Origin of the sequence: Microbacterium sp. NPDC012755 (assembly GCF_042901325.1) — a bacterium.
Taxonomy (GTDB): Bacteria; Actinomycetota; Actinomycetes; order Actinomycetales; family Microbacteriaceae; genus Microbacterium; species Microbacterium natoriense.
The window spans coordinates 1,903,882-1,924,165 of sequence record NZ_JBIBCT010000001.1; the positions used below are offsets into that span (position 1 = coordinate 1,903,882).

A 20,284-nucleotide genomic window follows, 5' to 3' on the forward strand; every position below is an offset into this window, starting at 1 on the left:
CGGCCGACGTCGTCGATCTCCCGTGATCTCGCCGGGTGCACGGGATGCCGTCGTCGAGGAGCCGTGCGCGGGGCGGGCTTCCGGTGCGCTCGGCGCGGGACGCCGCCGCCGGGGAGCGGGATCGGCGGCGGGTCAGAGCTCGATGCCGTGGTCCTCGTCGTTCACGCCCTCGTTGTGCCCGCGGCGGGACTCGAAGCCGAGGAACCAGCCGAACCACACGATGACCGCGAGCAGCACTCCGAGCCATACGTTCTCGAAGATGAGGCCGACGACGACGCCGATCACCAGGAGTCCGGCGGAGATGAGCAGGCGGAAGCCGGTGCGCGGGGGCGTCTTCATGCCCTCAGCCTAGGGGGCGATCAGCGACCGCGGTGGTCCTCCGGCGAGAGCCGAGGGCCCCGCCGCGGCTCTCGCACGCCGCTCGCGGAGATCAGCCGGATCACGCGCTGGCGGTGACCAGCCCAGGGGGCGAGCAGCTCCAGCATCCCGTCGTCGTCGGTCCGAGAGCCGGTCAGGGCGTAGCCGATCTCGTGGGCCAGATGATAGTCGCCCACGCTCACGGCATCCGGGTCGCCGAGGGCGCGGATGCGGGTTTCGGCCGAGGTCCAGAGGCCGATTCCGGGGAGGCTGGTGAGCACGCGATCACGGTCGGCCCCGGTCGCTGCGGCGATCAGCGCGCGACGGATGCTGTCGCCGCGCTCCGCCACGCGGACGAGCGTCTTCGACTGCGGCGGCTGCACGCCCGCGCTGTGCCAGGCCCACGACGGGATGCGGCGCCAGCCCTCCACCGAGGGGGCGGCGTGCATCGGCCGCGGCGTCGGACCAGGAGCGGGTTCGCCGAAGCGCGTCACCAGCACGCGCCACGCGCGGAACGCCTGCAGCCCCGTCACCTTCTGCTCGAGGATCGCGCAGGCCAATGCGTCGAAGACCTGGTCCGTCCTCGCGAGGCGCAGCGACGGATGGCGGCGGGCGGCCTCGGCGACGAGGGGATGATGCGACGCGTCGAAGCCGGAGTCGTCGTCATGGGCTCCGCAGAGCGCGGGCACGGTGTCGAGGGCGGCGGCGGCGCCAAGGCCCCACGCGGTGGCCCTGATCTCGCCGGAGGATGAGCGCAGCGCGAGAGTCGCTGTGCCCGTCGCCGTGCGCAGGGCGCGCCAGATCACCGGGCCGTCGTGCACCATGGTCGGGTCGCCCGGCCCGCGGCGGAGCACGCCGACGGTGGAGCGGAGGTCGACGGGGCGCGCGGGGCGGTAGACGGTCTCGAGCGGTGCGCCGGATGCCGCGGCATCCGATTCGGGAGCTGCCGTCACGGTCATGCGATCACCCTACGCGGCGGTTCCGACGTCGTGAGTCCCGACATCGTACGCCTCGAGCTCGTGCGCAGAACTCCGGAGAATCCCGGGAAAGCGACGCGTGAACCGAACGGACCCCCGGAAGGCCTGCGCCCCGACTCAGAAGCGGTCGGGCGAGGGGGTGCCGTGGCCGTAGCGGATGACGACGTCGGCGTGCCGGTCGAAGCGGTAGCCGATGCCGCGCACGGTGCGGACGATGTCCTCGTAGCGACCGAGCTTGGCGCGGAGGCGACGCACGTGCACGTCGATCGTGCGCTCGCCGGGGGTCTCGTCGTCCTGCGCCTGCCAGAGCGCGGAGACCAGCTCGCTGCGCTCGATCGTGCGGCCCTCGCGGAGGACGAGGTACTGCAGGAGCTCGAACTCCTTGTAGGTGAAGGACGCGGACTCGCCGTCGATGAGAACGCGCTTGCGGGAGATGTCGACGACGACTCCGCCCTCTTCGTCGGTCACGTCCTCCTCGGCGGCGGCCTTGGTGCGGGCGATCGCGCCGGGCTCCTGCAGGGCGAGGCGCACGACATCGAGGTCGCGGCCGCCGGAGCCGTGCGGGGCGAGCGCCACGGTGGCGTGCGTCTCGGCGCCGGGAGCGAGCTCGGCGAGGGTGCGACGGAGGGCGTCGACCAGGAGCGGAAGGCTGACCCCGGCCTCGGCGGCCTTGATCTCGTCGAGGCCGACGTACAGGGCGAAGCCACGGGGCGAGCGGACGGCGGGGAGGTCGGCGGCCAGCGGCGCGGTGGCGGCCTGCGGGCGGACGGATGCGGCGGGACGCTCGAGAAGGGCGGTGTTCGACATGATGATGAGTCCTCAGGACGTGAGCCGATGCGGCTCTGATGCGTTGCATGAATGACCGGCGGCGCCGGGAGAGCGAGCAAGGGTGGATGCTCGGAGACACCGACCTCGCAGATCGCGAAGGGTCAGGTCAGGCGGGGTGGCTGTTCGTTCAGCGACACATTCGGCAACACATGCCAACGCGACCGGGCATCATCATCCCGGCAGTCCTGTTCGCCTCCTGGGCGGACAAAGGGCGTGCGTTGGTGGTCATGGGGGGATTATGTCGGAAGAAGTCTGCGCGTGTCAAAACGACCACCGGCCCCCGGGGCGGGCGTAACGTTGCTCAGATGGTGCTCCCGCATGCGATAAAAGGCTTCAGCTTCACGGATGAGAAGGACGCGTCGCGCTACACGCTCCTGCACGACGGCGAGCTCGTGAGCGTGCTCGACTACCGCGACGACGGGCGCACGGTCGCGCTGACCAGAGCCTTCACGATCCCGACTTTCCGCGGAAAAGGCTACGCCGCAAAGGTCGTGGAGGGCGCTGTCGCCGACCTCGAGTCCCGGGGGGATCGCAAGGTCGATCCGGTCTGCTGGTACGTCGCGGACTGGTTCGCCGCGCACCCCGAGCACGCGGATCTGCTCCGTACACGATGATCCGGCTTCTGTGACACTGTGTTACGACGCCGTCTGCACGTGCACCCCGAGGAGATGACCGGATGAAACTCGCCGAAGCGCTCACCGCGAGAGCCGATCTGCAGCGCAGGATCGAGCAGCTCCGCTCCCGCATCACCGCGAACGCGCGCTATCAGGAGGGCGAGGAGCCGGCGGAGGACGCCGCGGCGCTCATCGTCGAGGCGGACGCCGCGCTGGAGCGCCTCCAGGAGCTGATCCGCCGCATCAACGCGACCAACTCCCGGCTCGATCTCGGCGCGGACGGCACGATGACAGACGCGCTCGCGGCTCGCGACGTGCTGCGCCTGCGGCATTCGCTGCTCGCGGACGCGGCGTCGGCGGCCTCCGGGTCCGCCGGGATGTTCCGGCAGATGCGCTCCGAGCTGCGGCAGGTGGCGGCTCTTCCCGTCGCGACGCTGCGCGAGAGGGCGGATGCCGTCGCCGTCGAGCTGCGGGAGCTGGACAACCGCATCCAGCAGGCGAACTGGACGAGCGACCTGGAGGAGTAGAGCGGAAGTCGGTAGCCACGACGAAGCGGGCACAACCCCTGCCGGTGGGGCAAGACCGGCCCTTGTCGGGCGGAGGGCAGCCCAGATCCCGTATCGCGCAGCCCCGCACCCCGCACAGGTGACAGCGCACAGCGCATCTCGCATCACCGCGTGCCGATCGTCATGGCGAGGGTGGGTCAGGGGACCTTTCGCTCTCTCATTCAGGATCGCGTCCGGCACGCCTCGGACGTGATGTCGGAGGCCCTCCGTACCGTGAGGGTATGCGAATCCTGCACACCTCCGACTGGCACATCGGCCGCACCTTCCATGGCAACTCGACCATGGATGCGCTGGCCGAGGTCTTCGGGGCGCTCACGGAGCAGGTTCGCGAGAACGACGTCGACGTCGTGGTGGTCGCAGGCGACGTGTTCGACTCGGCGACGCCGGCTGCGGCCGCGTACACGCTCCTCGGCGACGCGCTCGTCGCGCTGCACGAGACGGGAGCCCGCGTCATCGTGACGAGCGGCAACCACGACTCGGCCGCGCGGCTCGGGTTCCAGGCCAGGCTCCTGCGCGACGGCATCGACGTGCTCACCGATCCCCGTGCGATCGGTGACCCCGTCACGGTGCACGATGCCGACGGCCCCGTGCACTTCTTCGGCATCCCGTACCTCGAGCCGGCGATCGTCCGCCAGCACTGGCCGGAGGCGCAGCTGCGCACTCAGGCCCAGACGATGGCGCACGCCATGGGGCTGGTGCGCGAGGGCATCGACCGGCACGAAGGGCGCTCGGTCGCGATCGCGCACTGCTTCGCGGCGGGCGTCGACGTCACCGCCGGCCTCGAGCGCGAGGTCCGCCAGGGCGGTCTCGACGTGGTCCCGCTCGAGGTCTTCGACGGTCCCGACTACGTGGCGCTCGGGCACATCCACGGTCGTCAGCAGGTGAGCGAACGCGTGCGCTACTCGGGGGCGCCGCTGCACTACAGCTTCGGCGAGCAGCACAAGCCGCGCGGCTCCTGGCTGGTAGAGCTCGACGCCGACGGCCTGGCGTCCGCCGAGTGGCTCGATCTGCCCGTGCCCCGCGCACTCGTGACGCTCACCGGTACTCTCGACGAGATCCTGTCGGTCGAGAACGTCGCCGCGCACGCCGAAGACTGGGTGTGCGCGATCTACACCGACGCCGTCGCACAGGCAGAGCCGATGCGCCGTCTGCGTGAGCAGTATCCCTTCTGCGCGATGGTGCAGCATCAGCCCTCGGTGAGCGCCGAGGTCGATGAGCGCTCCTATTCCGAGCGCCTGCGGATGGCCGTCACCGACACCGACCGGATCGAGGCCTTCCTGCAGCACGTCCGGGCAGGGCAAGGGGCGTCTGAGCGAGAGAGCGAGCTGATCCGCGAGATCCTCGACGATCGTGCGCGGACCGAAGCACTGGTCTGAGCGGGTACTGATCCGATGCAGCTGCACCGCCTGGAGGTCGAGGGCTTCGGCCCGTTCCGTTCGCGTCAGATCGTGGATTTCGACGCGTTCGCTGACGACGGCATCTTCCTCATCGCCGGGCGGACGGGCGCGGGCAAGTCCAGCATCCTCGATGCGGTGTGCTTCGGCCTCTACGGAGGTGTTCCCCGCTACGACGGGAGCGAGAAGAGGCTGAGGAGCGACCACAGCGAACCCGACGAGGTGTCCGAGGTCGTCGTGGAGTTCAGCACGCCTTCCGGGCGGTTCCGGGTCACACGTTCGCCGGAGTATCTGCGGCCGGCGAAGCGAGGCGGCGGTCTCACGAAGCAGGCGGCCGCGGTCGCTCTCGACGAGTGGACGGATGCCGGCTGGGTCGGTCGCGCCGCCCGAGCGGTCGATGTCGCCGGTGAGCTCGACGAGATCCTGCAGCTCAGCAGGGAGCAGTTCCTGCAGGTGATCCTGCTGGCGCAGAACCGGTTCTCGGAGTTCCTGCTCGCGAACAGCAGAGACCGTCAGTCGCTCCTGCGCCGCCTCTTCGGCACGGAGCGCTTCGAGGACGTGCAGTCGCGGTTCGACGAGCGTCGGCGGGAGGCGGAGCTCCGGCTCGGCACGAGACTGGCCGCCGTGACAGCGCGACTCGACGAGGCCGATCGTCTGGTCGCGAGCGCGGAGCTCGAGGCCGACGGGGCAGAGGGCTCGTCGCGCGCTGAGCGCGAAGACGTGAGCGTTGCCGGGCTGACGTCGGCGGCCTCCACGGACGAGCGGCTCGACGACCTGCGCCGCGCCAAGGCCAGGGCGGACTACCGCGTCGAGCGGCGTGCGGCCGAGCGCGACGACGCCGAGACGCGCCTCACCGCGGCCGATGCGGCGCTGGCCGCGCTGCGAGAGGATCAGCGCGCGCAGAGCGAGCGTGATCGCGCCCGTGCGGCCCTCGATCGGCTCGATGCCGAACTCCCGCAGATCGCCGACGCCCGGGCAGAGCTCGATGCTGCCCGCGCTGCCGAGGCGCTGCGTGCGACGATCGCCGCGGCGACGCGCGCGCAGGTCGCGCTCACCGTCTCGACCGATGCCGAGCAGGAGGCCCGGAGCCGCTGGACCCGATTCGGCATCGCCCTTCCCTCCGAGAGCACGGAGGAGCTCGATGCCTGGGCCTCGGAGCAGACGAAGGAGACAGGCGCCTGGGAGCACGCGCGTGAGCTCGAGCGCCGGGCGCCGCAGCTGGCTGTCGATCTCCAGGCCGCCGAAGATCGTGTGGCGGCCGTGTCCGCACGGATCGACGCAGGGGACACGGAGCGGTCGACGATTCCTGAGCGGATCGCGGCGGCCACCCAGCGACGTGACGACGCGAGACGACGGGCCGATCGGGCCGCAGATCTCCTCGTCGCGCGCGAGGCTGCGGCAGCCCGGAATGCGGCGGCTGCCGAGCGTGAGCGGGTGGAAGCGCAGGAGGTCATCGACAACGCTGCCGTCGACGATGCGGCGGCAGCGTTCGCATCGGCGCAGGCGCGGTTCGCGCAGCTGCGCAAGCGCCGTTCCGACGGGATGGCGGGGGAACTCGCCTCCGCCCTGGTCGACGGAGAGGCCTGCCCGGTCTGCGGCGCGCACGAGCATCCCGCCCCCGCCGAGCATGTCGACCCGGTGTCGGCCGACGACGTGGCCGAGGCCGAGGCCGCGCGCGACGCCGCGGCCCAGCGCGAGCGCATGGCGTCGGAGAAGCTCGCGGCCACTGTCGCCGCACTCGCTGCGGCGACAGCCCGCGCCGATGGGCGCACGGTGGAGCAGGCGACCGCAGACCTCACCGCGGCCGAAGAGGAGTACGACACGAGTGTCGCGTCGGCGTCGGCCGTCGCGGAGCTCGAGCAGGAACTCGCCGCTCTGACGGCGAGAGCAGAGGCTCTCGAGAACGGTCGCGCGGACGACACTGCCGCCCTCTCCGCCGCTCGGGAAGAGCTCGCCGTGCTTCTTCAGCGCCGCGCAGACGCCGAGGCGCAGATCCTCTCGGCCCGCGGGGAACACGAGACGGTCGCCGCGCGCCTGGAGGAGGCCGGGGAGCGCATCTCCGCCGCCCGCTTACTGTCCGAAGCGATCGCGGAGCGGGAGCGTCACGAGAAGACGACTGCCGACGCTGTCGCGGAGCGGGATGCCGCGCTCGCCGCGTCGGCCTTCGACGATGTCGCAGCTGCCGAGGCGGCGCTGCGCTCGCCCGCGGCACAGGCGGCGCTGACGGCCCGCATCGACGAGCACACGGCGCAGCGGGGCAAGGAGAAGGCGATCCTGCTCGACCTGGAACTGCGCACTCTCCCCGAGGAGCCGATCGATCTCCTGCCTCAGGAGCAGGCATCCGTCGAGGCCAGGGCGCGCTGGACCGCAGCGGTGGATGCCGCCTCCCGCGCCGAGGGCACCGCTGAGAGGCTGGGAGGTCTGATCGAATCCGCGGCATCCGAGCAGGCGCGCGTCGGCGACGACGCCGCCGAGTTCGAGGTCCTGCGGGAGCTGGCAGACACCATCGCCGGCCGCGGGGCGAACAGCCGCAAGATGACCCTCGAGACCTTCGTGCTCGCCGCCGAACTCGAGGAGATCGTCAGGGCGGCGAACCGACGGCTGAGCGACATGTCGGCCGGACGCTATCAGCTGCAGCACTCCGACGCGCTGGCCGCCAGGGGCGCGGCCTCAGGCCTCGGCATCGTGGTGTTCGACGCCTTCACCGGCCAGAGCCGCCCTGCGCAGTCGCTCTCCGGGGGCGAGACCTTCCTCAGTTCTCTCGCGCTCGCGCTCGGGCTCGCCGAGGTCGTCACGGCGCGCGCGGGAGGCATCCGACTCGACACCCTGTTCATCGACGAGGGGTTCGGATCGCTCGATGGCGACACCCTGGAGGTCGCCATGCGCACGCTCGATGAGCTGCGTCAGGGCGGCCGCACGGTCGGCGTGATCAGTCACGTCGAGGCGATGCAGGAGCAGATCCCTGCTCAGCTCACCGTCAGGGCCACGGCCGAGGGGCCGAGCGTCATCGAGGCCCGCTGACGACGCGCGGCCACAGGACCGCCTCCGGCATCCGTTTCCGGACGCTGCTCGCCGGAACGGAGCCGATCAGACCCCGTACTCCTCGCGGATGAAGGTCCGCAGCTGGGCGCTGCAGCGTGCGACGGCCTCGCGCCAGTCGGTGAGCGCACCGTCTTCTGCGCTGTCGGAGACCGCACGGAAGACGCGGATCGGCACGCCGAACTGTGCGGCGACCCAGATGTAGGCGTAGGTCTCCATGTCGACCAGAGCGGCGCCGGTCGGACGGATCACGGCGGTGACCTCCGCGTCGTCGACGAAGTGATCGCCGGTCGCGATCAGGACCCCGTCACGGCCGGTCGAGACCCGCGCGGGCAGCGAGACGTGCTGTCCGGAGATGCCGTCGAGATCGGTGACGTCGTGCTGGAAGGCCTCGCCGACCTCGTGCACGCCGTCGGCGAGGTCGGGGTCGATCGCGCCGGCGGTGCCCACGACGACGATCTCGTCATAGCTGTTCGCGTCGAGCGCGCGGGTGAGGGCGTACGTCGCCTGCAGCTTTCCGGGGCCCGTCACGAGACGGTCGAAACCGGGGAGGGTGTCGGGGAAAGCGGCGAGTTCGGAGCTCAGGGCGGCGACGAGAAGTTTCACTGCCTCATCTTTTCAGGTCGCACCTGGTAGAAGCATGTGTCATCCCCTCGTAACACGCAGGGGGGATACTGGGTCGAGAACGAGTGAGGAGTCCCCGTGTCCCTGCAGCAGCAGATCTCTGAAGCCCTCGGCGTCAAGGCCGAGATCGATCCCGAGGCCGAGGTGGAGCGGCGGGTGCGGTTCCTCGTCGACTACCTGCGCACCACCGGAGCCCGCGGTTTCGTGCTGGGCATCTCGGGCGGCCAGGACTCGACGCTCGCCGGCAGGCTGGCGCAGCTCGCCGTGGAGCGCGTGCGGTCCGAGGGCGGTGACGCGAAGTTCCTCGCGGTGCGTCTGCCCTACCGCGTGCAGCAGGATGCGGCGGATGCCGAGGCTGCGCTGGAGTTCATCTCCGCGGACTCCTCGGTCGAGGTCAACATCCAGAACGGCGTCGACGGCGTCGAGGAGGACATCGAGTTCGCCGTCACCAGCGACATCAGCGACTTCAATCGCGGCAACATCAAGGCCCGCGTCCGGATGGTGACGCAGTACGCGCTCGCCGGTCACGACGGACTGCTCGTGATCGGCACCGACCACGCGGCGGAGGCGGTGACGGGCTTCTACACGAAGTTCGGAGACGGTGCGGCCGACATCCTGCCGCTCTCGGGCCTCACGAAGCGTCAGGGACGCTCGCTGCTGCAGGTGCTCGGAGCCCCCGACCGCCTCGCATTCAAGGTGCCGACGGCCGACCTGCTCGACGGGCAGCCCGGCCGTGCGGACGAGGACGAGCTGGGTCTCACCTACGAGCAGATCGACGACTTCCTGGAAGGCCGAGAGGTCGCTCCCGACGTCGCGGGGCGCATCGAGGCGAAGTACCTCGGCACCCAGCACAAGCGGCACCTTCCGGTGACCCCCGACGACACCTGGTGGCGCTGAGCGCGTCCTGTGATGTCGGATGCCGCGGCTAGTGTCGAAGCATCCGACAGAACGGGAGCATCGTGCGGATCGACACTCAGGCGCAGCGCGTCATCTGGAGCGCGAGCGACCTCAAGGCCGCGGCCGAGTGCGAGTTCGCGTGGTGCAGAGCGATCGACGCGAAGCTCGGCCGCGTTCCCGCGGTCGAGGAGCCCGAGGACGCGACGCTGGCCCGCGCCGCCCGTCTCGGAGACGTCCACGAGCAGAAGGTCCTCGCCGACTACGTGGCCGAGTTCGGGCAGGGCGTTCACGAGGTCGCGAAGGTGTCGTCGGTGGATGCCGACGCGCTCGCCGGCGTGGTCGCCGAGACGATCGTCGCGCTGTCCTCCGACGCCCGGGTGATCTTCCAGGCGGCGTTCGCGACCGAGGAGTTCGTCGGGTTCGCCGACTTCCTGCGGCGCGATCCCGACGGCCGGTGGCGGGTGGAGGACTCCAAGCTCGCCCGCAAGGCGCGGGTCACGGCGCTCATGCAGCTCGCGGCATACGTCGACCAGCTCGACCGCCTCGGCATCCCCCGATCCGACGAGGTCGATCTCATCCTCGGCGACGGCACGCGGAGCACGCACCGGGTCGATGACCTCCTCCCGCTGTTCCGCGTGCGGCGTGCGCGGCTGCGAGCCTTGATCGCCGATCGTCGGATCGCGGAGGGTTCGGCCGGGGCTCCGCTCGCGTGGGGAGACGACCGCGGCGATCTCGACGTCGTCGCGTGCGGCCGCTGCGCCACGTGCGAGGAACAGGTGCTGGCGCACAGGGATCTGCTCATGGTGGCACGCATGCGGCCGGTGCAGCGCGCTCGTCTGCGCTCAGCGGGCATCGAGACGATCGATCAGCTCGCCGCGGCATCCGATGCGCCGGAGGGCATGAATCCCGACACGTTCGCGACGCTCCGTGCGCAGGCCGAACTCCAGCTGCAGGCAGATGCGGCGGGGACTCCCACGTTCGACGTGCACTACGCGGCGGCGATCCACACGCTCCCTGTTCCGAGCCACGGCGACATCTTCTTCGACTTCGAGGGCGACCCGCTCTACACCGAGCCGGCGCCGGCGGGGGAGTCGGAGTGGGGGATCGACTACCTCTTCGGCTGGGTCGACAACCTCGATCAGTACACCGCGCTGTGGGCGCACGACTTCGCCGCGGAGAAGAGGGCTCTGGAGGACTTCCTCGATTTCGTGAAGGTGCGCAGAGCCGCCCACCCCGGCATGCACATCTACCACTACGCCCCGTACGAGACCTCGCACCTCGTCGCGATGGCGGCCAGGCACGGCGTGCGCGAGGGCGAGGTCGATCGGCTCCTCAGAGAGGGCGTGTTCGTCGACCTCTACCCGCTCGTGCTGCGCACGGTGCGCGTCGGGTCGCGCTCGTACTCGATCAAGAAGCTCGAACCGCTCTACATGGGCGCCGACGTGCGCACGAGCGACGTGCAGAAGGGCGACGACTCGATCGTCCAGTACGTCGCGGCGCGGGAGCTCGCGGCCGCGGGGGAGCAGGCCGAGGCGGATGCCGTGTTCGCCGACCTCGCCGACTACAACCGCTACGACTGCGTGTCGACGCGGCGTCTGCGCAATTGGCTGATCGACATCGCTCGGGAGAAGGGTGTGCACCCGGCGCCGCCCGACCAGGCCGACGAGGTCATGTACGAGCCGTCTCCGCGGTCAGTCGCCCTGCTCGGCGACGCGGAGCATGACGTCGAGGCGGGCGGCGACGGTCAGGTGCACCGGATCGCCGCCGCGGCCATCGACTACTTCCCCCGGGAGGCGAAGAGCTTCTGGGTCTCGCACTTCCAGAGGCTCCGTGAGCCGGTCACGATGTGGGACGGCATGAGAGACGTCATCCGCGTCGATCGGTTCTCGTCGACCGTGAGCCGTGACTGGAGCGTGGGCGAGGGGCGTCGGGTGATGTCGCGCGACATCGAGATCCGCGGCGAGGTGTCCCCGGGCACGACGCTCGGCGTCGGATCGCAGCCGTTCGCGCTGTACGAGGTCCCCGCGCCCTTCGACACCGAAGTGCCCTCACGCGTCGTGCACGTGCCGCACACGGTGACGATCGCCGAGGTGCTCGACGACGGATATCTCGTGACCGAGACCGCTGTTCAGGGGCAGACATGGGACGAGCTCCCGATCGCGCTGACTCCGGCCGCGCCGCCGAGAGTGGTCTCGCTGCAGGGGGCGATCGACGAGTGGGCCGATGCCGTGCACCTGGCCGCACCGGGCTTCCCCGACGACGCGGCGACCGACATCCTCCGGCGGATCCCTCCGCGCACGATATCGGGAGCCCCGCTTCCGGAAGCGGGGGGCGACACGATCGATGCGATCGTGCGCGGCATCCTCGATCTCGACCACAGCTACCTCGCGGTGCAGGGACCTCCCGGTACCGGCAAGACGTACACCGGGTCCCAGGTCATCGCGCGGCTGGTGAACGAGCACGGCTTCAAGGTCGGAGTCGTCGCACAGTCCCATGCGATCATCGAGACCCTGCTCGAGCGCGTTGTCGCCGACGGCGTGTCTCCTTCGCAGGTGGGCAAGGCGCCGAAGTCCGATGACGGCGATCCGTCGTACACGGTGATCCCGAAGAGCGGGATGGCGTCGTTCCTCGCCGAGCACAGCGGTGAGGGCGTCGTGGTCGGCGGTACCGCCTGGGATTTCAGCAACACTCAGCGGGTCGGCCGCGGGGGCCTCGACCTGCTGGTGATCGATGAGGCCGGACAGTTCTCGCTCGCGTCGACGATCGCGGTGGCCGCGGGGGCGAAGCGACTGCTGCTGCTCGGAGACCCCCAGCAGCTGCCCCAGGTGAGCCAGGGCGCTCATCCCGAACCGGTCGACACCTCCGCGCTCGGATGGGTCATGGACGGTGACGCGGTCGTGAAGCCCGAGTACGGGTACTTCCTCGCGAGGTCGTGGAGAATGCACCCGTTCGTCGCCGCCCCGGTCTCCACGCTCGCCTACGCAGGCAAGCTGGCTTCTGCTCCCGGCACCGAGAAGAGATCGCTCGCCGGCATCGATCCCGGCCTTCACGTCCTGCCCCTGCGCCACCGTGGCAACGCGACGCAGTCCGCTGAAGAGGCGGAGGCGGTCGTCGCACTCGTGGCCGATCTCCTCGGCCGCACGTTCACCGACAACGACGCGGACGCCACGGCGCGCCCTCTCGTACAGTCCGACATCATCGTCGTCACGCCCTACAACGCGCAACGTCAGCTCGTGCACGACGCGCTCTCCACCGCAGGCTTCCCCGATGTCCCTGTAGGCACGGTCGACAACTTCCAGGGCAAGGAGGCCGTCGTGTCGATCACCTCGCTCGCCGCATCCAGCGGGCGAGACGCTCCCCGCGGTCCGGAGTTCCTGCTCCTGCAGAACCGGCTGAACGTGGCGATCTCGCGCGCCCAGGTCGTCGCCTATCTGATCCACTCGCCCGCGCTTCTCGACGATCTGCCGTACACGCCGGAGGGCGTTGCACGGCTCAGCGCGTTCGCCCGACTGGTCGGCGCCGGAGAGGACTGAACGATGCACACGACGGACGACATCCTTCGCGCGGCCGCCGCCTGGGCCTGGCTGCCGCGCGACAGCGAGCACGTGCGGGAAGACCTGCTGCTGGTGAGGTACCCCGAACGGTTCGGAGGCGGTGTGCGCGGCTCCCAGGTCAGCTCGCCGTCGAGCGCCGCCGCGGTTCTCGATCGTGCTGTCGAGAAGACCCGAGCATGGGGCGAGTCGCAGTTGACCTTCTGGACGAATCCGTCCGACAGCCCTGATCTCGAGGAGGAGCTGCGCCGCCGCGGCGCCCTGCACGAGGATACGGTCGCCGTGTTCGCCCTCGCGATCGATCAGCTCGCGATCGACGTTCCGAGCGGAGTCACCGCCGAGGTGGTCCGCACGCTGGAGCAGGTGCGCGAAGTGGACGCGATCAACGTGCCGGTGTGGGAGCAGTCGCCGCTCGACGAGGACGGACTGCGCATCGAGCTGGCGGAGGTGGTCGCCGGGCTTGAAGCCGCAGAAGGCGTGCGCGTGCTCGGCCGACTCGACGACGAGGCCGTGAGCACCGGCGGCTGCACGATCGTCGAAGGCTTCACCCGCCTGTGGGGTGCCGCGACCCTGGAGCGGGCTCGAGGCCGCGGCGCGTATCGGGCGGTCCTGGCGGAGCGGCTCCGAGCGAGCGCCGAGCTCGGCGCGACGACCGCGCTCGTGAAGGGCAGGATCTCGACGTCCGCGCCGATCCTCGAACGAGCGGGATTCCGGCACTACGGAGACGAGCGCGCGTACCGGCTGAGCGTCTGACTCCGGCCCCGCCCGAGCGCAGCTCTGCTGCAACGCCTCCGCCCGCTCTCGGTGCCCAGCTCTGTGGGCGTGCCCGAGCGTCTGAACCGGGCGCCGCTCTGCAGCCCTGCCCGAGCGTCGGTCTCAGACCCGGCCCGTTGGTAGCTCCGCGGCGGCGCCTCCGCCTGCTCCCCAACGCAGCTCTGCTGCGACGCGGAAGCCGCAATTGGGCCCGAGGGTCAGACGGTGCCGTACAGGCGGTCTCCGGCGTCGCCGAGACCGGGGACGATGTAGCCCTTCTCGTTGAGCCGCTCGTCGAGAGCGCCCAGCACCAGGGTGACGTCGCGGTCACCGACGAGCGCCTCGATCGCGGCGACTCCCTCGGGGGTGCCGAGCAGGCAGATCGCGGTGACATCCTTGGCTCCGCGGTCGAAGAGGAACTGGATCGCCGCGGCGAGCGAGCCGCCGGTGGCGAGCATCGGGTCGATCGCGAAGCACTGGCGGTCGCTGAGGTCGTCGGGGAGACGCTCGGCGTAGGTCGTCGGCTCGAAGGTCTCCTCATCGCGGACCATGCCGAGGAACCCGACCTCGGCGGTCGGCAGCAGCGTGACGAGACCCTCCAGCATGCCGAGGCCGGCGCGCAGGATCGGCACCACGATGGGCCGGGGCTCGGAGATCTTGACGCCCATCGTCTTCGTCACCGGGGTGGTGATCTCGATGGGGCTGACCCGCACGTTGCGCGTCGCCTCGTAGGCGAGCAGCGTCACGAGCTCCTCCGTGAGCTGGCGGAACACCGGCGACGGGGTGCGCTCGTCGCGCAGCACCGAGAGCTTGTGGGTGATGAGAGGGTGGTCGGCAACGTGAACGCGCATGGATACAGGCTAATGCGCCGCACAGCCCCGCACGACATCGGATGCCGCGGCACCCGCGCCGCGCGCCGTAGGCTCATCCCATGACCTCCGCCGACGACCGTGCGATGACGCGTGCCCTGGAGCTCGCCGCCGAGGCCGCCGCAGCCGATGAGATCCCCGTCGGAGCCGTGGTCCTCGATGCGGAAGGACGCGTTCTCGCCGAAGGGCGCAACGACCGAGAGGCCACGCACGACCCCACCGGCCACGCGGAGGTGAACGCGCTCCGCGGAGCGGCGGCATCCATCGGCTCCTGGAATCTCGACGGATGCACCCTCGTCGTCACCCTCGAACCCTGTGTCATGTGCGCAGGGGCGATCCTGCAGTCGCGCATCTCGCGCGTCGTGTTCGGGGCCTGGGACGACAAGGCCGGAGCCGCCGGCTCCATGTACGACGTGCTGCGCGACCGCCGGCTGCCGCACCGGGCCGAGGTCGTCGGGGGCGTCGAGGCGGATGCCGCGACCGGTCTTCTCCGCTCCTTCTTCGAGCAGCGGCGCTGAGCGAAGCGACGCTGAGCGCAGTACCCGCAACCACGCCGAGCGATCTGATCCCCGTGCTCTGCCCCGGCACCCGCCCGGGCTCTGCCCCGGCACCCCGCGCCAGCGTCAGAGAGCGGTCGTGACGGCGTCCGCCAGGCGAGCGACCAGCGTCAGGTACGACTGCGCGCGCTCGTCGAAATAGCCGGGGTGTCGGATGCCTCGTTCGTCGACCGCGGTCTGGGAGGCGTGGCCCTCGACGGGGACCCCCGCGACCACACCGCCGTCGATGCCCGGTGCCTCGCCGCCGTCGGAGTCGTACACGATGACGCCGCGGATGTCGCGCGGATCGATCGGGTGGTTGCCGAGCCGTCCCATCGGCGCGACGCCGTCGCCGGCGCCCTCGGTGGCGTAGACCACGACCTCTTCTCGTTCGATCGCGTCCTCGATCGCCGTGCTCGCGGCGTGGGTGACGCCGGCCGAGGCGATGCAGAACGCCGTGTGGACCTCGTCGGCGATGTTCAGCGCGAACATCTCGCCGAGCAGGGTCGTCGAGTACGAGTAGGCGACGGCGGCGATGTGGGCGCCGGGATTCCGCACGATCAGCCGATCGATGTCGACCGACAGCCGGGCGGCGCCGATGGTCGCGTGCTTCGTCGCGAGCGCCGTGACGTGTGTTCCGGAGTCCCACGCGAACCAGGCGACGGTCGCGACCTTGCGCGGCTCGCCGCGCGCCACGCACGTGCGGATGATGTCGATGCACAGTCGCTGCGCGGCATCCGCCCACTCGGGGAAGGACGCGAGGTCCGTGTCGATGCCGTGCAGCAGGTACACGACGAGGTCGGCCGTGCTCGGATCGCCGAAGGAGACGACGGCGTAGGGTCGGCCGTCGAGGATCGTGAAGGACTCCAGCCGCGCCTGCGAGTCGGCGTCCAGCACGGATTGGACGTGCTGGATCTTCGTCCGCGTCTCGACCGGCAGGTCGGGGCGCGCGAGCGCGGACCTCAGCTCGTCCCGCACCGGCACGATCAGTCCGAGGACTTCAACACGAACACATCGGTCGACGGCTGCGGGTCGATCGCCGGACGGTACACGTCGGGCTCGATGTAGATCACGCGGGCGATCGGAAGCGCCGCACGGATGCGCGCCTCGATCTCGTCGATGTCGTCGGCGACCTCGCGCAGCGGCTTGTCGGCGCTCAGCGCGATCTTTGCCGCGACCATCAGCTCGTCAGGGCCGAGGTACAGGGTCTTCATGTGGATGATCTTCTCCACCTCGGGACCCTCGTTGACGGCGTCGACGATGCGGTCGTAGTCGGCGGGGTTCGCGCCCTCGCCGACCAGCAGGCTCTTGGTCTCGATGCCGAGCACGATCGCGATGGCCACGAGAAGCAGACCGATCATGACGGTGCCGAGGGCGTCGAAGAGCGGGTTGCCCGTGATGACGGTGAGGCCGACGCCGAGCAGCGCGAACGCCAGGCCGGTGAGGGCTCCGGTGTCTTCGAGCAGCACGACGGGGAGCTCGGGGGCCTTCGCGCGGCGCACGAACGACACCCACGACTGCCCCTTCTCGCGCACCAGGTTGCTCTCCTTCACCGCGGTGCGCAGGGAGACCGATTCGAGCACGATCGCGACGAGCAGCACCACGATCGGTAGCCACCACCACACCGGGTCGAGCTCGTGCGGGTGGCGCAGCTTGTCGACGCCCTCGTAGATCGCGAAGACGCCGCCGACCGAGAACAGGATGATCGACACCACGAACGCGGAGACGTAGCGCTCCCGGCCGTAGCCGAAGGGATGCTCGCGGTCGGCCTGGCGCTGAGCCTTGCGCCCGCCGAACATGAGGAGCAGCTGGTTGCCGGAGTCGGCGACGGAGTGGATCGCCTCGGCGAGCATCGAGGCCGAGCCCGACAGCGCCCACGCGATGAACTTCGCGAGCGCGATGCCCAGGTTCGCCAGGAACGCCGCGATGATTGCTCTGCTGCCGCCGGATGCACTCATGGGACGAGTCTAGATCTCCTCCCCGAGGGATCAGCGGCGAGCCGCCGTAGGATGACGACATGACTGACGCGCTTCCCTCGATCGCTTTTCTCGGTGCCGGTTCCATGGGAGGGGCGATCCTCCGCGGCGTCGTCGCCTCGGGCATCGCGGTCGACGGCGGGATCACCGCGACCAACCGCACCGCGCAGAGCGCGGCGACGCTGGAGGGGATGCCGGGCGTCACCAGCATCGCCCTCGACGGGCATCCGACCGGGAACCTCGACGCCGCGGCATCCGCCGGCATCGTCATCGTCGGCGTGAAGCCCGCGATGGTGCCGGACCTGCTCCGCGAGATCGGGCCGCACCTGAAGCCGGAGGCGATCGTCGTCAGCATCGCCGCCGGGGTCACCCTGGAGACCTTCGCCGATGTGCTCGGCGCCGAGGCGCGTGTCATCCGCTCGATGCCGAACACCCCCGCGACCGTCGGCAAGGCGGTCACCGGACTCGCCGCCGGGGCTGCGGTCACGGAGTCCGATCTCGCCGAGGTCCGTCGCATGTTCGAGACCGTCGGCGCCGTGATCGAGGTGCCGGAGTCGCAGATCGACGCGCTCTCCACCATCTCGGGCTCCGGACCCGCGTACGTGTTCCTGTTGATCGAGAAGCTGACAGCGGCGGCGGTCGATCTGGGTTTCGCAGAGGCCGACGCGCGCCTGATGGCGGAGCAGACCTTCATCGGGGCGACCGCGCTCCTCGACGCATCGGGGGAGGACCCCGCCGAGCTGCGCCGCCGGGTCACGAGCCCCAAGGGCACGACCGAGCGCGCGATCGCGGTGCTGCAGGATGCGCACCTCGACCGGACCTTCGCCGATGCTGCCGCGGCGGCGCTGGCCCGCGCCAAGGAGCTCGCGGCCGGAGCCTGATCCACGGCTCCCTGCGACGGAGGACCGCTCGAGATCAGGGCGGTGGCCGCCGCGGCTACGCCTCGCTCGACACCTCGGCGAGGACCTGCGGCCAGCGGCCGTCGAGCACTCGTCCGCCCAGGACGGCCCCGCCCCACACGGCGGCGGCGCCGATCACGAGTCCGCACACCAGGCTCACCCAGCCGAGCGGCGGCACCCAGAACGCGGCGATCGCGAACCCGAGCGCCGGAGCGCCGAGGATCAGCGTGATCGGCGACATCACCATCATCGCGATGAGCGACTGCACGCCGCCCGACGACCCGCGTCCGAACGGGTTGGCCTCCGGGGCCGGCGCACGCCCGGGCAGGAAGCTCCCCGCCCACGCGCCGGCGCCTGCCGACACCGCCCCCAGTCCGAGCGCAGCCCCCAGGCTTCCCGGCAGCAGGTCGATACGTCCTGCCAGCACGCAGCTGGCGACGCAGAGCACGAGAGTGAGCGGCACGGCGATGATCGCGAAGCCGAGCAGTCGCCCGAAGCGGTCGACGGTGCCGCTCACCCCGGTGAGGATGTGCATGGCGACCGCATCGTTGTCGTAGGCGATCGCCATCTGCATGATGGTGCCGATCATCAGCGCGTTGATCGCGGGGACCAGCGTGATCACCGGACCGAAGCCGATCTGCTCGTCCTGCAGGCCGTTCATGAAGACGACCCCGATCAGGATCGCCGGCAGGAGCAGCATCATGACCACGTTGATGACCTGACGAGGATCACGGCGGAAGTAGCGGAGCGTGCGCGCGGCGATCGCTCCCACCGCTGTGGCGGGCAGCATCCGGTCGACGAGGCCGCCCGAGCGCACCCGGCCGCCGCCGCTGCCCTGGATCGGGGCCACCAGCCGTGCCGCGAGCAGGGCCCGCGCCGCGAACCAGAACACGACGACCGTGGCGAGGGCGATCAGCATCCGCAGTCCCGCGGTGCCGATGTCGCCGTCGACGAGCGCCGCAGGCACGCCGAACACGGCGGCGAGCGGTGTCCAGGCGAGGGCGTCCGCGGCGCCGGAGAAGGCCGATCCCACATCGCCCATCTGCCGGAAGGCGCTGAGCGCGAGGTTGATCAGCAGCCCGGAGGATGCCGCGAGCAGCACGCCGAGCGTCACGACCAGGTCGCGGGTGCGGCGCCGGGCGAGCCACCCCGCGAGGAGCCCGCTGATGACGCGCGCGCCGAGCACGCAGGTCGCGAGGGCCAGGGGGATCGTGATGAGCCCGGCGATGAGGGCGAACGCGTTGACCGACCACCCCAGCAGCATGAGCACGAGGGCGATCGCGGTGCCGATTCCGCCGATCGTGGTGGCGCCGGCGACGACCATTCCGGGGAGGAGCGCGGAGGCGGTCACCGGCAGCAGTGCGAATCGCTCGGGAGCGAGGGAGTCGTCCGCGCTCACGAGCAGCGATCCGAGCCACCAGCCGGCGACGATGATCGCGCCGGTGATGACCATGACCGTGACGGCGGTATCGGGGGCAGCGATCCGCATCGCGACGAGACCGAACGCGAGCAGCGCGAGGAACCCGAGCGCCATCATCCCTGTGATGATCAGCGTCACGATCATCCACGGGTTGCGACGGAGCTGATGACCCAGCTGGCGCCACCGCAGGCTTACGAGGAGCGCAACCATGACAGCGTCTCCGATCCGAGCTCGTGCGCGCCGACCAGCGAAAGGAAGCGCTGCTGCAGGCTCATCCCCGCGCGGACCTCGTCGAGCGTGCCGTCCGCGAGCAGACGGCCCTCCGCGACGATCGCGACCCGGTCGCACATGGACTCGACGAGCTCCATCACGTGACTCGACAGCACCACCGTGCCGCCGCCGTCCACGAAGGCGCGGAGGATCTGCCTGATCGTCTCTCCTGACACCGGGTCCACCGCTTCGAGCGGCTCGTCCAGGATGAGGAGTCGAGGGGCGTGGATCAGCGCGCAGGCGAGCCCGATCTTCTTGCGCATGCCCGCGGAGTAGTCCACGACGAGGGTGTCGCCCGCATCCGTCAACCCCAGGGCATCCAGAAGCTCCGCGGCGCGCGACACGACCTCCGCCTCCGGCATCCCCCGGAGCAGTCCGCTGTAGCGCAGGAGCTCGGCGCCGGTGAGGCGGTCGAGCATCCGGATGCCGTCGGGCAGGACTCCCATGCGCGCCTTCGCCTCCGCGGGGTTCTGCCACACGTCGACCCCGAGGATCCAGGCGGTTCCGGCGTCAGGGCGCAGCAGACCCGTCGTCATCGAGAGCGTCGTGGTCTTGCCCGCGCCGTTGGGGCCGAGAAGGCCCAGCATGGTGCCGGCGGGCACATCGAGCGACAGATTGTCGACCGCTACCTTCTGGCCGAACTGCTTGCGCAGGCCGCGGAGGGCGAGGACGGGAGGGGCCGCTGTCTGGTCGGTCATGCCCCCATCCCACCAC

Annotated in this window: 18 protein-coding genes; 9 read left to right on the forward strand and 9 right to left on the reverse strand. The window is 70.5% G+C overall.

The genetic code is table 11. The features are described 5' to 3' along the window. Positions 1-132: 132 nt before the first annotated feature. The 3 genes from ACFY5A_RS08790 to ACFY5A_RS08800 form a co-directional block, all read right to left on the reverse strand. Entirely contained in the window at positions 133-339 is a 207-nt protein-coding gene (locus ACFY5A_RS08790) for a hypothetical protein (protein ID WP_105675463.1), read from the reverse strand. Between the two features lie 20 nt (positions 340-359). After that, positions 360-1,316, reverse strand: coding sequence for a DNA-3-methyladenine glycosylase family protein (locus ACFY5A_RS08795; protein ID WP_387233247.1), 957 nt, complete (start codon positions 1,314-1,316; stop codon positions 360-362). Positions 1,317-1,451: 135 nt separating this feature from the next. Beyond that, positions 1,452-2,141: a winged helix-turn-helix domain-containing protein gene (locus ACFY5A_RS08800; protein WP_105675466.1), complete on the reverse strand. Its 690-nt coding sequence runs from the start codon at positions 2,139-2,141 to the stop codon at positions 1,452-1,454. 326 nt (positions 2,142-2,467) lie between these two features. Here ACFY5A_RS08800 and ACFY5A_RS08805 point away from each other — a divergent pair, with 326 nt between their 5' ends. The 4 genes from ACFY5A_RS08805 to ACFY5A_RS08820 all read left to right on the forward strand — a co-directional run bounded on the left by ACFY5A_RS08805 (position 2,468) and on the right by ACFY5A_RS08820 (position 7,757). Continuing rightward, positions 2,468-2,776 carry a GNAT family N-acetyltransferase gene (locus tag ACFY5A_RS08805; protein ID WP_105675468.1) on the forward strand — a complete coding sequence of 103 codons (309 nt, stop codon included), beginning with the start codon at positions 2,468-2,470 and terminating at the stop codon, positions 2,774-2,776. Between the two features lie 62 nt (positions 2,777-2,838). After that, entirely contained in the window at positions 2,839-3,303 is a 465-nt protein-coding gene (locus tag ACFY5A_RS08810; protein ID WP_341940148.1) for a DIP1984 family protein, read from the forward strand. Between the two features lie 260 nt (positions 3,304-3,563). Beyond that, on the forward strand, positions 3,564-4,718 hold the full coding sequence (locus tag ACFY5A_RS08815; RefSeq protein WP_341940147.1) for an exonuclease SbcCD subunit D: 1,155 nt from the start codon (positions 3,564-3,566) through the stop codon (positions 4,716-4,718). Positions 4,719-4,733: 15 nt separating this feature from the next. Continuing rightward, a complete protein-coding gene (locus tag ACFY5A_RS08820) occupies positions 4,734-7,757 on the forward strand; it encodes an SMC family ATPase (protein WP_341940146.1) in 3,024 nt (1,007 codons plus the stop codon). A gap of 66 nt (positions 7,758-7,823) precedes the next feature. On the opposite strand, the gene ACFY5A_RS08825 is transcribed toward ACFY5A_RS08820, so the two are convergent. Further along, positions 7,824-8,381 carry a nucleosidase gene (locus tag ACFY5A_RS08825; RefSeq protein WP_105675477.1) on the reverse strand — a complete coding sequence of 186 codons (558 nt, stop codon included), beginning with the start codon at positions 8,379-8,381 and terminating at the stop codon, positions 7,824-7,826. Positions 8,382-8,477: 96 nt separating this feature from the next. On the opposite strand from ACFY5A_RS08825, the gene nadE reads away from it, so the two are divergent. From nadE to ACFY5A_RS08840, 3 genes are all read left to right on the forward strand, one after another. Then, entirely contained in the window at positions 8,478-9,296 is an 819-nt protein-coding gene (nadE, locus tag ACFY5A_RS08830) for an ammonia-dependent NAD(+) synthetase (protein WP_341940145.1), read from the forward strand. A gap of 62 nt (positions 9,297-9,358) precedes the next feature. Next, the gene (locus ACFY5A_RS08835; RefSeq protein WP_387233252.1) at positions 9,359-12,829 is read left to right on the forward strand and encodes a TM0106 family RecB-like putative nuclease; all 3,471 of its coding nucleotides are present in this window, start codon (positions 9,359-9,361) and stop codon (positions 12,827-12,829) included. A 3-nt stretch (positions 12,830-12,832) separates the two neighbouring features. After that, positions 12,833-13,600 (forward strand): hypothetical protein, encoded by a 768-nt coding sequence (locus ACFY5A_RS08840; RefSeq protein WP_387233255.1) that lies wholly within the window; start codon positions 12,833-12,835, stop codon positions 13,598-13,600. 218 nt (positions 13,601-13,818) lie between these two features. On the opposite strand, the gene upp is transcribed toward ACFY5A_RS08840, so the two are convergent. After that, entirely contained in the window at positions 13,819-14,451 is a 633-nt protein-coding gene (gene upp, locus ACFY5A_RS08845) for a uracil phosphoribosyltransferase (protein WP_341940142.1), read from the reverse strand. A gap of 80 nt (positions 14,452-14,531) precedes the next feature. On the opposite strand from upp, the gene tadA reads away from it, so the two are divergent. Further along, positions 14,532-14,987 (forward strand): tRNA adenosine(34) deaminase TadA, encoded by a 456-nt coding sequence (gene tadA, locus ACFY5A_RS08850; protein ID WP_387233258.1) that lies wholly within the window; start codon positions 14,532-14,534, stop codon positions 14,985-14,987. A gap of 105 nt (positions 14,988-15,092) precedes the next feature. Here the strand turns inward: tadA and ACFY5A_RS08855 are convergent, their stop codons facing one another. Both ACFY5A_RS08855 and ACFY5A_RS08860 read right to left on the reverse strand, forming a co-directional pair. After that, positions 15,093-15,989, reverse strand: coding sequence for an alpha/beta hydrolase (locus ACFY5A_RS08855; RefSeq protein WP_387233261.1), 897 nt, complete (start codon positions 15,987-15,989; stop codon positions 15,093-15,095). 2 nt (positions 15,990-15,991) lie between these two features. Beyond that, complete coding sequence (locus tag ACFY5A_RS08860; RefSeq protein ID WP_223587055.1) at positions 15,992-16,963, reverse strand: cation diffusion facilitator family transporter; 972 nt, start codon at positions 16,961-16,963, stop codon at positions 15,992-15,994. 59 nt (positions 16,964-17,022) lie between these two features. On the opposite strand from ACFY5A_RS08860, the gene proC reads away from it, so the two are divergent. Continuing rightward, positions 17,023-17,862 (forward strand): pyrroline-5-carboxylate reductase, encoded by an 840-nt coding sequence (proC, locus tag ACFY5A_RS08865; RefSeq protein WP_341940138.1) that lies wholly within the window; start codon positions 17,023-17,025, stop codon positions 17,860-17,862. Between the two features lie 55 nt (positions 17,863-17,917). On the opposite strand, the gene ACFY5A_RS08870 is transcribed toward proC, so the two are convergent. Both ACFY5A_RS08870 and ACFY5A_RS08875 read right to left on the reverse strand, forming a co-directional pair. After that, complete coding sequence (locus ACFY5A_RS08870; RefSeq protein ID WP_341940137.1) at positions 17,918-19,510, reverse strand: hypothetical protein; 1,593 nt, start codon at positions 19,508-19,510, stop codon at positions 17,918-17,920. Continuing rightward, the gene (locus tag ACFY5A_RS08875; protein ID WP_387233265.1) at positions 19,492-20,268 is read right to left on the reverse strand and encodes an ABC transporter ATP-binding protein; all 777 of its coding nucleotides are present in this window, start codon (positions 20,266-20,268) and stop codon (positions 19,492-19,494) included. Before ACFY5A_RS08875 ends, ACFY5A_RS08870 begins: the two co-directional genes overlap by 19 nt. Positions 20,269-20,284: the final 16 nt, after the last annotated feature.

Excerpts from the sequence above, each read along its gene's own strand:
- ACFY5A_RS08795 (WP_387233247.1), bottom strand. The coding sequence starts at position 1,316 with ATGACCGTGACGGCAGCTCCCGAATCGGATGCCGCGGCATCCGGCGCA.
- ACFY5A_RS08840 (WP_387233255.1), top strand. The coding sequence starts at position 12,833 with ATGCACACGACGGACGACATCCTTCGCGCGGCCGCCGCCTGGGCCTGG.
- ACFY5A_RS08790 (WP_105675463.1), bottom strand. The coding sequence starts at position 339 with ATGAAGACGCCCCCGCGCACCGGCTTCCGCCTGCTCATCTCCGCCGGA.
- ACFY5A_RS08800 (WP_105675466.1), bottom strand. The coding sequence starts at position 2,141 with ATGTCGAACACCGCCCTTCTCGAGCGTCCCGCCGCATCCGTCCGCCCG.
- tadA (WP_387233258.1), top strand. The coding sequence starts at position 14,532 with ATGACCTCCGCCGACGACCGTGCGATGACGCGTGCCCTGGAGCTCGCC.
- ACFY5A_RS08815 (WP_341940147.1), top strand. The coding sequence starts at position 3,564 with ATGCGAATCCTGCACACCTCCGACTGGCACATCGGCCGCACCTTCCAT.
- ACFY5A_RS08805 (WP_105675468.1), top strand. The coding sequence starts at position 2,468 with ATGGTGCTCCCGCATGCGATAAAAGGCTTCAGCTTCACGGATGAGAAG.
- ACFY5A_RS08870 (WP_341940137.1), bottom strand. The coding sequence starts at position 19,510 with ATGGTTGCGCTCCTCGTAAGCCTGCGGTGGCGCCAGCTGGGTCATCAG.
- ACFY5A_RS08860 (WP_223587055.1), bottom strand. The coding sequence starts at position 16,963 with ATGAGTGCATCCGGCGGCAGCAGAGCAATCATCGCGGCGTTCCTGGCG.
- upp (WP_341940142.1), bottom strand. The coding sequence starts at position 14,451 with ATGCGCGTTCACGTTGCCGACCACCCTCTCATCACCCACAAGCTCTCG.
- ACFY5A_RS08875 (WP_387233265.1), bottom strand. The coding sequence starts at position 20,268 with ATGACCGACCAGACAGCGGCCCCTCCCGTCCTCGCCCTCCGCGGCCTG.
- proC (WP_341940138.1), top strand. The coding sequence starts at position 17,023 with ATGACTGACGCGCTTCCCTCGATCGCTTTTCTCGGTGCCGGTTCCATG.
- ACFY5A_RS08810 (WP_341940148.1), top strand. The coding sequence starts at position 2,839 with ATGAAACTCGCCGAAGCGCTCACCGCGAGAGCCGATCTGCAGCGCAGG.
- ACFY5A_RS08820 (WP_341940146.1), top strand. The coding sequence starts at position 4,734 with ATGCAGCTGCACCGCCTGGAGGTCGAGGGCTTCGGCCCGTTCCGTTCG.